Source organism: Ruminococcus sp. 1001136sp1, assembly GCF_039841815.1.
Classification (GTDB): Bacteria; Bacillota; Clostridia; order Lachnospirales; family Lachnospiraceae; genus Blautia_A; species Blautia_A faecis.
In genome coordinates, this window is the sequence record NZ_JBDPGY010000001.1 from 109,411 (window position 1) to 123,794 (window position 14,384).

Here is a 14,384-nt window from a genome sequence, read left to right on the forward strand (position 1 = left end):
AGGAAGCCAAACAAATGAAAAATTCTCCGACAGAAGTGAAAAAGAAAGAAACGGAAGAGCGCAAACGTCAGGAAGAGCTGGAAAAACAAAAGCGTAACGAAACGTACCAGCTCCTTGGCGGTTCCCAGAATGACAGTGACGCAGACGACGATTCCTCATTAGAAGGAAATATCCAGCAGCTGGAAAATTACAGCTACTTTGACGGCGACAAAATTCTTGAATCCCTAAAGCTTGCCCCCAAAGACCGAAAAAACGGGGAATCCATCTATCGCCAGCAGAAAATGAATGTCACAGATATTTCCTGCGGCTACGACAGGATGAACGGTCAGCGCCTTGGCCAGATTGAAGCAACCTTCCAGACTGGCAGAGATATCTTCGGCGTCACCCTTCTTTTCTCTCACGAGGAAGTTACTTATGCAAGATGCGGATGCCCGGAATGCCACAGAAAATACTGGGGCTGGTATTCTGATAATTCCAGGTGCCAGTATACAGCTGCACTTGCCTTCTATATTCGTGATTATGTAAACCACAGCAATTTTTCGGATGCCACCGACATGAACGGAGACTATCTGCTAAACTCCTATCGCAGAGGACAGCTCAAAAATGACCAGAAAGAAACACCAGCCCATGTTTCCGCAAGTGTTTCCCTGGTTCCAAGACTGACACAGAATGACAATAAGCTTTCCGTTTCTTTTAAGGTAGGAACTTCCAAAATGTTCGTGGTAAAAAAACTGGATGACTTCTGCCGTCAGGTTCGCAACGGTGAGACCGTTCAGTATGGAACCAGCACCCAGATCAGCCACAAAACGCAGGATTTCACAGAGGAGAGCCGCAAATGGATCCGCTATATTGACCGGATCGTCCGCGAGGAAGAGCAGTTTGTAGACAAAATCCAGAATTCCGGCATCTATTTGCCAAAAAAATTTAATGTTGGCAATTCTCTGGATCTTTTTGGCTGGCGTCTGGACAGTTTTTATGACAATATTTGCAATGATAAAATAGATTTTGAAGATAAAACTCCGGATGCTGCCCGTAAAAAAGCCCAGCTTCACTGCAAAACAGGGAATCCACGGATTTCCATACGGATTCTGGATGCCTCTAAGGACAAAAAGCAATTTGACGGTGTCACAGTAAAGGGATACATCCCAGAGCTTTTTCAGGGTATGGACTCTTCATACTTTATCCAGGATGACAGCTTCTGTAAAACCGAACCGGCCTTTATGGAGAAGGTCCGTCCATTGACAGCGCTTTCCAGAAATGGAGAATTCCACTTCCAGATGGGGCGTAATACACTGTCCAATTTTTATCACAATGTGCTGCCCCAGCTTCAGGAAGTGGCGGATATTACGGAGGAAAATCCGGAGAAATTCAGACAGTACCTCACGCCTGAAGCACACTTCGTATTTTATCTGGACATGGAAAACGATAACGTTATCTGCAAGGTAAGCGCCTTTTATGGAAAAAGAGAATTCTCTGTAGGAAAGCTTTTACTTCATGAGGATATCTCCCCGGACCAGCAGTTCCGTGACTTTCCTCTGGAAAACAGTGTGCTGGATCAGACCATGGAATGGCTGCCTTACTATGATCCCGACTTTGACGTACTTCACTGCAACCATGACGAAGAACTTAGCTATCAGATCATGGAGTCTGGAACTGCCGCCCTCATGGAGCTTGGCGAAGTACGCTGCACCAACCGTTTCCGCAGCAGACACACCTTAAAGACTGTAAAGGTTTCCGTTGGTGTGTCCGTATCCGGCGGACTCCTGGATCTGAATATTTCCACGGATGATATTTCCAGCCAGGAGCTTCTGGATATCCTGAAAAGCTATCAGCTGAAGAAAAAATATTACAAGCTGAAAAGCGGCGAATTTGTCAATCTTCAGGAGCAGAACCTGGAAATGCTGGCAGAACTGATGAAAACCCTTCATCTCACCCCAAAGGAATTTGTCAAAGGAAAAATGCACATTCCGGCATACCGCACCTTATATCTGGATCAGATGCTGGAGAGCAACGAAAACATATATGCCAACCGTGACCGTCATTTCCGTGAAATCGTAAAAGGCTTCAAAACCATTAACGATGCCGATTTTGAAGAACCGGAAAGTCTTTCCAGGATCATGCGAAAATACCAGAAGAACGGTTACAAATGGCTGCGTACCCTTGAAGCATGGAAATTTGGCGGAATTCTCGCCGATGATATGGGCCTTGGAAAAACCTTACAGGTAATCGCAGTTCTTCTTGCAGCGAAGCTTGAAGGAAAAACCGGCACATCCCTGGTAGTAGCTCCTGCTGCCCTTGTTTTCAACTGGGGTGAAGAGCTTGCCCGATTTGCCCCACAGCTGAAGGTATCACTGATCGCAGGAAGTCAGTCCGAACGTCAGGCGAAGCTTCAGACGTACTCAGATTTCGATGTTCTGGTCACCTCTTACGATCTTTTAAAAAGAGATATTGACCAATATGAGGAAAAAGAATTTTTATACCAGATCATTGATGAGGCACAGTATATCAAGAATCACACAACAGCAGCAGCCAAATCTGTAAAGGTGATCCACAGCCAGACCCGCTACGCACTTACTGGAACACCAATTGAGAACCGCCTCAGTGAGCTTTGGAGCATTTTCGATTATTTAATGCCGGGATTTCTCTACGGTTATGATTCCTTTAAAAAGGAATTTGAAACTCCGATCGTAAAGAACGACGATGAGTCTGCCATGACCCGTCTGCAGAAAATGGTGTCTCCATTTATCCTTCGCCGTCTGAAAGAGGATGTGTTGAAGGATCTTCCTGAAAAACTGGAAGAAGTCCGTTACGTGAAATTTGAGGATGCACAGCAGAAGCTGTATGATGCCCAGGTTGTACATATGAAGGAAAAAATTGCCCAGCAGGACGAGGGCGAATTTAATAAGAGCAAATTGTGGATTCTGGCTGAATTGACGAAGCTGCGACAGATCTGCTGCTCTCCTTCTCTTTGCTTTGAAAATTACCGCGGTGAATCTGCCAAGGCTGAGAGCTGTATGCAGCTGATCCAGAGTGCTATTGATGGTGGGCACCGTATGCTTTTATTTTCCCAGTTTACTTCCATGCTGGCTCTTCTTCAGGCAGCACTGGAAAAAGAGGGGATTCCTTATTACATCATCACTGGGGAAACCTCCAAGCAGAAACGACAGGAGCTTGTGAAACAGTTCAATTCTGATACCACTCCTGTATTTCTCATTTCCCTAAAAGCAGGCGGCGTTGGACTGAATCTGACAGGTGCAGATGTGGTTATCCACTATGACCCCTGGTGGAATCAGGCTGTCCAGAATCAGGCCACTGACCGTGCCCACCGTATCGGACAGACAAAGCAAGTTACCGTGTACAAGCTCATCGCCCGCAATACCATCGAAGAAAAGATCCAGAAGCTCCAGGAAGCAAAGCAGGATCTGGCAGAGCAGATCATCAGCGGTGATATGGGACAGCTGAGTGGTATGAGCAGGGAGGATATTCTGGAATTGTTGTAGGAAATAAGGTACTATTGCTATTTAGTTGATTAAAAGTTCTTCAATGCGGACGCATTTGGACAATGTGTACTGGCTGGGACTTGCTGGTTGATAAGAACTTTTAATGAAGAGGGGTGGGTGAGTGATTGGTTTCCCTACACTTTCTTGACAACGATAGATTGGCAAAAAACAATAAAGTTGCGGGATACCAACTACTTCACCCCACCCCCATTGTTGTCGTTATTGTTTCTTTCTTCTCTTTCCAATAACCAGCGATTTTGCAATGTATATTCGCAAGCCGCGCATTTCAGGAGCGGTTTTAGTGGAGGCGAGATCCATGACTTACGGAGACTTAGGCGCGAAGGCTCTCCTGAGCGTCTTAGTCGCAGTTAGTCATTAGCTTGCCGGAACGTTGCGACGCGCGGCGGTGAATATACATTGTGAAATCGCGTCCGGAATAATGACCAACACACTAAATAGCAATCGTAAAAGTTTTCGAAAAAATTTAAAAAAATTATAAAATTCCTATTGACTTTTGTCCTACACTTGATATATAATACATCTTGCGTTGAGGAAATAACAAATCAACGAAATAGGAAATGCGCCTTTAGCTCAGTTGGTAGAGCACCTGACTCTTAATCAGGGTGTCCAGGGTTCGAACCCCTGAAGGCGCACTGAAAGCACTGTTTTTGCGGACAAAGCGATTGCCGCGGGGACGGTGTTTTTTTGTGCCCTTAAAGCCAGTAAAATCAACTCTTGCCGCTTCACATCCTTCTCTAATCAATCTCTCCAATCGTTCCGACTCCAGTTCCAATACCTGTCCACCCATAATCTCACCAATTCCTTTCTTCACCCGGGGGATTCCTTGAAAATATAATCTGCAATTCTGTCAATCAATTCAATCAGATCTCGATAGTGTTTCTCTTTTCCCACATCCAGAAGTTCTTTCTCCAGTCTTTCCCCGATAAGTCTATATTCCTCCATCAATTGCTGAAATATGCTATCGTCTTCATCAATTTCTTTAACTCGGAAAACTCCGATATTTATCTTTTGTAAAGTAAAAAATCCCTTCCTCCTTATGCCCTATTTTGCATGAATACATTTTATTTTTCTATCCCAATTTTTCAGAAACCTAGAGCGTGTTTGAAAAATATTACTTTAAGCTTGAATCTCTTAAATAAAACCAATATACTCATATTAGAATTTTTCTGTATCGTCCAAGAGGTCGAAGCTGCTTTTGCAAAAATGAACAAACTTCAGGTTATACCCAAAATTAAAGAAGATCAGAAAACATAGGAGGAAAAGAAATGCTTGAAAAAGGGAAAAAATTTTTAAACATCTGCTTAAGCACGTTCCTGTTGCTGTCAATAATATTCCTGTTCAGTGTACAGAATGTAAAAGCAGAGGAAGAAACGGATACGATCAATCCAGATGAAATCCAGATGTCAGTAGACAGCCTGCTCACAGGCATCAGCTCCAAAGGATTTCATCCAAGCAAAGGAAACTATCTTTCCATTCGTGCCGGAGTATCATTTAACACCGAACAGGACCTTGAGGGCACAGCCATCAATGTACGTCTTAGGATTCTAAACAAATCTGGTAAATATGTTTATGAAAAAACATACAAAAACATTGGCGGAACAAATTTCTGGGGCGATCCGGTCACTTCTTTTGACCATAAAACCATTCGCCTTGACTGGAACGGAAAACCCTCAAAAGGAAATGAAGCTGGGAAAAAGCCCACAGCCTACGCATCAAATGGTACTTACAAAGTTGAGCTTTTCTATTATGTAGAAAAAGACCAGATCTGCATAAAATCTGTCACCAAAACCAAAAGTTTTAAAGTATCTTCCAAAGCCCCATCCGGAAGCAAAGGCCTCGCAGCTTCCACCACAATTCCAGAATACACCGGAGTCGATACTGTAGACTACATGGCAGAAAAAATGATCCAGTCAGCCAAAATAAAGCTCACTATGAGCCAGGATGAAAAAGTTCGACGTATCTACCACTGGATGACTGTAAACTTCAAGCATAAACACGCCGATGAATTTGTAAAAGCCAAAAATTACTACGATCTCACCAGCACCAAAGCCCAGAAGCGGATTAAAAACTACAAGAAAAAGACTCTCCAGAACTACCAAAACGGCAAACTTATTTTCGGTGGCTCCTCCTGGTCATCCTTTATGGCTCCTTATATGCAGAAACGCGGCGGAGTCTGCAGCGACCAGGCCGCAATCTTTGTCATCCTCTGCAACCACGTAGGCGTAGATGCCGGTGTCTGCAACGGCTACTATAAGAATCTGGATGGCACCAGAGCCGGCCACAGTTGGAACTATGCCATCGTAGATGGTAAAAAATATTACTACGATGTAGACGTAGAAATCCAGAACTACAGTAAAGGTCAGGGCGATTACTACTGGTATAAAAAAACCTTAAAACAGGCAAAGAAAAATCATATCTTTCAGTAACGCCAAAATAATATCAAAAACATTATAAAGAAAGCCCTTTGTAGAGGAAATTTTCTCCGCAAAGGGCTTCTTAATATAATTCCATATTTTACCAGAATCTCATTGTAACTTCTCTATAGTTTTTCGGAGCTTCAGACAAAATATGCCCTGTAATGAACAATTTATTTTGTCAGACATTTTATGTTTTTTATCTCTAATTGTAATATTTTCCGCGAATATTCTATAATATTTTGATTTTGTAAAAGTCAATACCTTTTTGCCGATTTCTGTCGAATTTTACATTTTCATAACAATAACCAAAACATTTGTTTCGATTCCCATTATGTAAATCAACTCATCCACATGCTTTTCCATGTGGATAATGTGGATAACTTTGTGCATAACTTGATTTTTCAACATTTTTTCATATTTTTGAAAGTGGAAAACTTTCTATCTATTAATTCACCTATCCACATTTTTTTAAAGTCTTTGTGCAATCTGCTAATTTCAACACTTTTCGACATTTTTCCTTGCAAAATATCGTATTTACAATACCTTACAAAATACACACAAATCAATTTTATTCTCTCACCATTCCCCTTTGTATCGTGGCATGGTTACCGTTCGCAACCTTCACAGTAACAAGCTTCGCAATGCACAAAAATCATGCTTTGCATAATTTCGCGCCGCAATTCTCGGGTTTTCTGCGAACCTTGTTCAAAAAAGCACCTCGCGGAATGTTATCAGCGAATAACAACGTGGCAGACTCCCGTCACTGTACAAAAAGGCCGGGGAAACCTTCCCCGGCTGTAAATGTCAGAACAGGATAACCGGATTTCATATCCGTTTTATCAAATGCTCCGCTCCCTCACTCTTATTCACTAAAGAAGCCGTCCGCTTCAATGTAAGTTCCTACTCCCACAGGCGCCTCATAATCATAGTTGGAAATCTTGATTCCAGACGCAGATGTACTTGCATGGATAATCTGTCCATTTCCAATGTACAGTGCCACATGGCTGATTCCGCTTCCATAGAAAACCAGATCTCCTGGCTCCAGGTCTCCCACGCTTTTTTTCACTGACTGATTATACTGATCTGCTGCTACTCTGGGCAGTGAATAGCCAAACTGTGCAAACACAGACATTACAAACCCAGAACAGTCCGCCCCGTTTGTCAGACTTGTCCCACCGTAAACATAAGGATTTCCCTCAAACTGCAGCGCAAAATCCACGATTTGCTGACGAAGCTCTTCCTCAGAAAGTACCTCCTCTGCCTCTGCAGTCTCTGTCATCCCAGCTACAAATGCTTCACCCGCCTTTTCCACAGCAGCCTTAGTCGCTGCAAACGCGGTCTGTGGAAAAATCATCTGAGAACAGACCGTTATACACATTGTCATTCCGCAGATCAGTTTTTTCATTTTATTTTTTAACATTCATACACCTCTCAATTTATATAAAATCGCCCTTCAAAATGTTACATTTATATTAAGCATATGTAACAATTACGCATAATATCACAACAATCTATTACCGTCAATTTTGCTCCCACAAATAAAAAAATCGCCTTTTCCGTGAAATCCAACAACTTCCCCATGACATCCCCAACTAATTTCGTCATTCCCGTCAGTCTTGTACACAAAATACACATAACCTTAAAGCCATGGAACCAAATATTTCGCATACTACACTGAAATTCTCAATAATATAGTAGAAATCCCCCAGAGCAGAGGGCATCCTATGTCAAACAGACCAAAATTCACCGCCGCTATTCTGGCTTTTTTTCTTATTCTCTGCTTCACATTTTCCTGGCTTTTCAGTCATGTCTTCTCCGAAAATGCCCGCTTCGAAAACTTCGCGGAGTCCATATTTGAAAAAGAGGTTTCCGGAAACGCCCTGAATCTTCATTATTCCCTGGCTTATCCGGAAAAACAGGGCATCTCACGCCCCCGCGCTACCCTTGGCACAATACATCCCAACAATGAAAAAGCCTCAGCCCAGTGCCAGGAATATGTAAAAAAGCTGAAAAAATTTTCCCAGTCAAAGCTCAGTACTTCCAATCGCCTGACCCTTGATCTGCTCCTCCTTTACTACCACACCGAAGCCTCTCTGGGCGACAATTATCTTTTGGAAGAGCCGCTTAGCCCAAGCCTCGGGATCCAGGCGCAGCTGCCTGTACTGCTGGCGGAATACTCCTTCTACACCAATCAGGACATCACCGACTACCTGAATCTGCTCTGCAGCACAAAAGAATATTTCCAGAGCATTCTCGCCTTTGAACAGACAAAATCTGATGCCGGATTTTTTATGTGCAACGAAACCCTGGAACGCATTCAGGACCAGTGCCGTGCTTTTATTCAAAACCCGGATTCCAATTATATGCTGGAAATTTTTTCTCAGAAACTAAAAGCCTATGGAAAGCTTTCCGAAAAGGACCAGGAACAGCTGAACCTGACCCATAAACAGATTCTGAAGGAAAAGGTTCTCCCCGCATATCAAACGCTGATAGAAGGTCTGGAGCAGCTTCGGGGAACAGGCAAAAATACCGGAGGACTGGTCAATTTTTCCGGTGGAAAGGAATATTACCAATATCTTCTAAAAAGCCAGGTGGGAATCTACATACCTGTGGAAAAACTGGAAAAGCGCCTCACCCAGCAGCTTTCCACCGATTCTCAGGAAATTTCAGAACTTTTGAAACAGCATCCACAACTTCTCACATTGCTAAATGAGAAAACGGATTTGCCAGATATGGAGCCCACACGGGTCATGGAGCTTCTGGAAAAAAATATTCAGCAGGATTTCCCCTCCACTGCTTCTGTAGATTTCGAAATCCGGTCTGTACATAAATCCATGGAAGAATTTCTCAGCCCGGCGTTTTACCTGACACCGCCAATGGACACAGGAGCGCCAAATGTTATTTACATCAATCATGGACGGCAAATTTCCAATCTGGAGCTTTTTACCACGCTGGCGCACGAAGGCTTCCCCGGTCATCTTTACCAGACCGTTTATTTCGGACGACAAAGTCCATCCCATATCCGGTATCTCATCGATTACAGCGGATACGTGGAAGGCTGGGCCACTTATGTGGAAAGTTACGCGTATGATTATGCAGCAGATTATCTGTCTGCCGGCACCTTATCCTCACAGGAAGTTTCTGCTTGCACGCGACTTTCCTGGCTGAACCGCAGCGTGAATCTGTGCATTTACTCCCTGTTGGATGTGGGAATCCATTACCACGGCTGGACTCCTGCGCAAGCCGCCCGCTTCCTGAAACTTTTCGGAATCCGTGATGCTGCTGTCACGGCCGAGATTTACCGATATATCACCGAAACACCTGCTAATTATCTGAAATACTATGTGGGATATCTGAATTTTCTGGATCTGAAAGAAGAACAGCAATCCCTCCTTGGCGAAAACTTTGATCTGAAAAGTTTTCATCAGAAGATACTGGAAATCGGCCCTGTGCAATTTCCGGTTTTGCGAAAATACATGAACGAGAAATTGTGATTGCCTCTGAAGCTGCAGTATTTTCGCCCGGCTTCTGCCTGTCAGGTCCACGCGCAATATTACCCGAAAATTCCCGAAATGCTGTAACATTTTTTTAAATATTTATGTAATAACTTCTTTCTTTGAGCACAATAATTTGCTATAATGAACTCACATTGAAAATATGCAGGATCCATCTGATTTTCTGATCCTGCTGGTCATATTTTCCTACATTAGAGAAGGGCAAAATCATGAAAAAACGAGATAATCTCCCATTAAATTATAAAGAACGCCTGAATTCCAGAACCAGCTTTCTGGCATCCATCGCGGTTCTGGTGGTTCTCTGCCTGGTGTTTAACCAGATGGACTACACCATGATCCGCCAGCCAGCCGCCCAGGCGAAAAAGGCAGCTGACTTACAAAAACAGAAGGAAGAAGAGGCAGCTGCCACCACCCAGGAAGTCACTACAGCCACAGTTCTTGCAGTTGGGGATAACCTGGTTCAGCCAAGTCTTCTTGCATCCGGCCAGTCAGAAACCGGCTCCTGGAATTATGACAGTGTTTATGCCAATCTGAAATCCGATATACAGGCTGCCGACATTGCTATGGTCAATCAGGAAACACCTTTCACCACAGACCACAGTGCAGTCAGCGGTACCGCGCCTTACGCCACTCCTACAGAGGTTGGCGACGCACTTGTAAATGCCGGATTTAATGTGGTCACATCTGCCACAGCACTGATCGATGACAATGGTTCTTCCATGATCAACGAAACTTTAAATTACTGGGAAACCAGCCATCCGGATGTCACTCTGGTTGGTATTCATAAGAGCCAGACCAGTACAAATACAGCGAAAATTGTAGAGATAAACGGAATCAAAATTGCATTCCTTGACTATACTTTCCCGGCGTATGGAAGCCAGTCCGGAATCTCCGATAGTTCTGACACTTCCGGAGACTCCACAGGATCCGATAGCTCCACAGACAGCACGGACAGCTCTGCTTCTGATAACTCAGCAGGTGGTACCGACGGCTCAACAGACGGTACTGACAGTTCTGCTTCCGATAATTCAGCAGACACCACCGGAAGTTCAGCCAGCTCCGGAAGCGCAGCTACATCATCTTCCAGCAAAGGCTCCATGATTGACACATTCAATACTGCCGATGTTGCAGCCGCCATCAAACAGGCCAAAGCTTCCGCAGACTGTGTGATTTTCTCTGCAAACTGGGGCAAGACCGAAGAACCAATGCCTACCGAATACGAAAAAGAATGGGCCAACTTCCTTATGGAGCAGGGTGTTGACGTTGTGATCGGAACCAATCCGAATGTGCTCCAGCCATATGGCTACCTTACAGATGACTCTGGTCACAACATGCTGATCTACTACTCCCTTGGCAACTTTGTTACCGGTCAGGAAACACTGAAGCAGCTTCTTGGCGGAATGGCAGCCTTTACCATTCAGAAGACTGTAGACGGCGACCAGACCAGCATCCAGATCCAAGATGCCACACTGACACCGCTGGTTATGCATTACAGCTACGATACCCTGGAATATGCACCATATAAGCTGGACGATTATACAGACGCTCTAGCATCTGCACACAGCGTCCGCCAGTCCATCGGAGATGAGTTTTCCCTGGAAAACCTTCAGACAAAATATGATGAAATCATGTCCATGAACGTCACACCATCTACTAAGACGGATCTTCTGGATGTCACATTTGATTCCGACGGAAATATGCTGGATTCCAACGGAAATTACGTGGAGGATAATGATTCCATCACCTCCTCCTGGTACTATCAGACACTTGCCACCCAAAGCAGTTCCAGTTCTGACGGCTCTGGATCAGGCAATTCCGGATCAGACAGCTCAGACGCATCTGATGACAATTCAGAAGGTTAAATGTGCCCCATACCAGGTTCAATATTACTAATGACAAAATCTGCAGTACTATAATATATAGGCTGCAGATTTTTGTTATTCCGGCATTCCAAACATTTTTTTGTCATCAAATGGCTGGTATACAATTCCTATTTACTGCAAATCAGATAGTATCTATGTCTTATTGTCACGAAAACCAGTCATTTATCACATATAGGTTGTTTTTTCAGACAAAATCAGATAAAATTTATAGTAGAGTAGTAACGATTCCGCACATTCACAGTGATATCCTTCTGGATACACAGAAATCATGTTTTATACGATTTCGCGCCGCATTTCTCGTTTTTTCTGTGAACTTCGTTCACAAAAACACCTCGCGGAATAATGTCTGCTGAATCGTTATGTAGAATAATTAATAAAATCATTTTCGGACAATGACTGTACAAATTAACGAAACCACTATGTCTGCTCACACAGGCACCACCAGATATGAAATCCATGGTTTCTGCGCCAATGCACTCCTGCTATTGGCATCAGGTGGCATTCGTTTACATAATTTTTCCAGTCATTGACCGGTCAAAAAGAAAGGAGTTACAATATGGGACTTATTAAAGCAGCACTTGGCGCCGCAGGCGGTACACTTGCAGATCAGTGGAAAGAATTTTTCTACTGTGATGCCATCGACAATGACGTTCTGGCAGTAAAGGGGCAGAAGCGCACATCCAAACGTTCCTCCAATACCAAGGGAAGCGACAACATTATCACCACCGGATCCGGAATCGCAGTCGCAGACGGACAATGTATGATGATCGTAGAGCAGGGCAAGATCGTTGATATCTGCGCGGAACCAGGCGAATACACCTACGATGCTTCTACCGAGCCAAGTATTTTCTCCGGAAATCTGGGCGACGCCATCATGAACACTTTCCACACCATTGGCAAGCGTTTCACATTCGGCGGTGACACAGGCAAAGACCAGCGCGTTTACTATTTCAACACCAAAGAACTGGTAGACAATAAATTCGGAACTCCGAACCCGATTCCATTCCGTGTTGTAGACCAGAACATCGGTCTGGACATTGATGTTTCTGTCCGCTGCAGCGGTGTTTATTCCTACCGCATTGCAGACCCGCTTCTCTTCTATTCCAACGTCTGCGGAAACTTTGAACAGCAGTACGACAGAGAGCAGATCGAGGGACAGCTGAAAACAGAATTTATCTCAGCTCTTCAGCCGGCATTTGCCAGCATTTCCCAGCAGGGAATCCGTCCAAGCGCACTTCCGGCTCATGCAATGGAGCTCTGTGATGCCATGAACCAGGCTCTCACCCAGAAATGGAGTCAGCTTCGTGGTCTCGTGATCGTATCTGTTGCCATGAATCCGATCACTCTTCCTGAGGAAGATGCCCAGATGATCAAAGAAGCTCAGCGTATGGCTATCCTCCGCAATCCTGCCATGGCAGCCGCTACTCTTGCAGGAGCACAGGCAGACGCCATGAAGACAGCAGCAGGCAACGCTGGCGGTGCCATGACCGGTTTCATGGGCATGAATATGGCAGGCATGACTGGCGGTTTTAACGCACAGAATCTTTACGCTATGGGACAGCAGCAGGCAGCTCAGGCACAGCAGATGGCACAACCACAGCCAAATCCGGCCGTATCCCAGGCTCAGGCAGGCGGTTCTGCTCCGGCAGCCGACCAGTGGAAATGCTCCTGTGGTGCTTTGGTTTCCGGTAATTTCTGCCCGGAATGCGGCGCGAAAAAGCCTCAGACACCTGCAGCAAATGCAAGCTGGACCTGTTCCTGCGGCGCTGTAAATACAGGCAAATTCTGCACCAACTGCGGTTCCCCGAAACCGGCTATGAAGCCTCGGTACCGCTGTGACAAGTGCGGCTGGGAACCGGAAGATCCAACCAATCCGCCGAAATTCTGTCCGAACTGTGGCGATCCATTTAATGAAAACGATACCCAGTAAAAAAGCAGCATAAAAGGAGATGAACTATGTCCGATTTACTTGAATATAAATGCCCCTGCTGCGGCGGAGCAATCGAATTCAACAGTACGCTCCAGAAGATGAAATGTCCTTACTGCGACACTGAATTTGATATGGAAACCGTCAAAGAATTTAACGAAGCAGCAGCTAACCAGCAATCTGATGAATTGAACTGGGAGAGTGCTTCAGACAACTCCTGGAAGGAAGATGAAGCCAGCGGAATGTCCGTTTACATATGCCAGTCCTGCGGCGGAGAAATCGTTGCCGATGAAAGCACAGGTGCTTCCTCCTGCCCATTCTGCGGCAATCCGGTAGTAATGTCCGGCAAATTTTCCGGTACCCTGCGTCCGGATTTTATCATTCCGTTTAAGCTGGACAAAAAGGCAGCCAAAGAAGGTCTGACCAAACATCTTCACGGCAAGATCCTTTTACCCAAAGTATTTAAAAAGGAAAATCACATTGACGAGATCAAAGGTGTTTATGTGCCTTTCTGGCTTTTTGACACCGACGCTTCTGCAGATATCCGCTATCATGCCACCAAGACCCGTTTCTGGAGTGACAGCGACTATGATTATACGGAAACCAGCCATTACTCTGTTTTCCGTGCTGGAAACATCGGGTTCGACCAGATTCCGGTAGACGGTTCTTCCAAAATTGACAATGATTTAACAGAGTCTCTGGAGCCTTACGTAATTTCCGAGGCTGTGGACTTTGCCACTCCTTACCTGGCAGGATACGTTGCGGACAAATATGATGTATCCGCAGAAGAATCTGCTGAGCGCGCCAACCAGCGTGTAAGAAAAGCCGCTGAGGATGCTTTTCGCGATACGGTCATCGGTTATGACAGCGTTACCCCTGAAGATACCCGTATTCAGTTAAAAGGCGGTAAAACCCACTATGCCCTTTTCCCGGTATGGCTTCTTTCCACCACCTGGAAGGGCAACCACTATCTGTTCGGCATGAACGGACAGACTGGTAAATTTGTAGGAAATCTGCCTGTAGATAAAGGTATTTTCACTAAATGGTTCCTTGGACTTACTGCAGGTTTTTCCGTTGCTGCTTACGCCATTGCATGGCTGATTCACACATTTTGTTAAGGA

At 44.8% G+C, this 14,384-nt stretch carries 8 protein-coding genes and 1 tRNA gene; 7 read left to right on the forward strand and 2 right to left on the reverse strand.

The window, feature by feature from the left end; all coding sequences use genetic code 11:
- The first annotated feature begins 14 nt into the window (after positions 1-14).
- Positions 15-3,500 (forward strand): DEAD/DEAH box helicase, encoded by a 3,486-nt coding sequence (locus tag ABHC48_RS00565; RefSeq protein WP_195698968.1) that lies wholly within the window; start codon positions 15-17, stop codon positions 3,498-3,500.
- A 580-nt stretch (positions 3,501-4,080) separates the two neighbouring features.
- Positions 4,081-4,153: transfer RNA gene (locus ABHC48_RS00570), tRNA-Lys, on the forward strand.
- A gap of 175 nt (positions 4,154-4,328) precedes the next feature.
- On the opposite strand, the gene ABHC48_RS00575 is transcribed toward ABHC48_RS00570, so the two are convergent.
- On the reverse strand, positions 4,329-4,466 hold the full coding sequence (locus tag ABHC48_RS00575) for a hypothetical protein (RefSeq protein ID WP_195698967.1): 138 nt from the start codon (positions 4,464-4,466) through the stop codon (positions 4,329-4,331).
- A 320-nt stretch (positions 4,467-4,786) separates the two neighbouring features.
- On the opposite strand from ABHC48_RS00575, the gene ABHC48_RS00580 reads away from it, so the two are divergent.
- Complete coding sequence (locus ABHC48_RS00580) at positions 4,787-5,947, forward strand: transglutaminase domain-containing protein (RefSeq protein WP_195698966.1); 1,161 nt, start codon at positions 4,787-4,789, stop codon at positions 5,945-5,947.
- An 853-nt stretch (positions 5,948-6,800) separates the two neighbouring features.
- On the opposite strand, the gene ABHC48_RS00585 is transcribed toward ABHC48_RS00580, so the two are convergent.
- Positions 6,801-7,358, reverse strand: a complete 558-nt coding sequence (locus ABHC48_RS00585) for a C40 family peptidase (RefSeq protein ID WP_195698965.1) — start codon at positions 7,356-7,358, stop codon at positions 6,801-6,803.
- 304 nt (positions 7,359-7,662) lie between these two features.
- On the opposite strand from ABHC48_RS00585, the gene ABHC48_RS00590 reads away from it, so the two are divergent.
- The 4 genes from ABHC48_RS00590 to ABHC48_RS00605 all read left to right on the forward strand — a co-directional run bounded on the left by ABHC48_RS00590 (position 7,663) and on the right by ABHC48_RS00605 (position 14,381).
- Complete coding sequence (locus ABHC48_RS00590) at positions 7,663-9,432, forward strand: DUF885 domain-containing protein (RefSeq protein WP_195698964.1); 1,770 nt, start codon at positions 7,663-7,665, stop codon at positions 9,430-9,432.
- A 230-nt stretch (positions 9,433-9,662) separates the two neighbouring features.
- Positions 9,663-11,315, forward strand: a complete 1,653-nt coding sequence (locus ABHC48_RS00595; RefSeq protein ID WP_195698963.1) for a CapA family protein — start codon at positions 9,663-9,665, stop codon at positions 11,313-11,315.
- A 577-nt stretch (positions 11,316-11,892) separates the two neighbouring features.
- A complete protein-coding gene (locus ABHC48_RS00600; RefSeq protein ID WP_195698962.1) occupies positions 11,893-13,266 on the forward strand; it encodes an SPFH domain-containing protein in 1,374 nt (457 codons plus the stop codon).
- A 26-nt stretch (positions 13,267-13,292) separates the two neighbouring features.
- Positions 13,293-14,381: a hypothetical protein gene (locus ABHC48_RS00605; protein ID WP_118579330.1), complete on the forward strand. Its 1,089-nt coding sequence runs from the start codon at positions 13,293-13,295 to the stop codon at positions 14,379-14,381.
- Positions 14,382-14,384 lie beyond the last annotated feature (3 nt).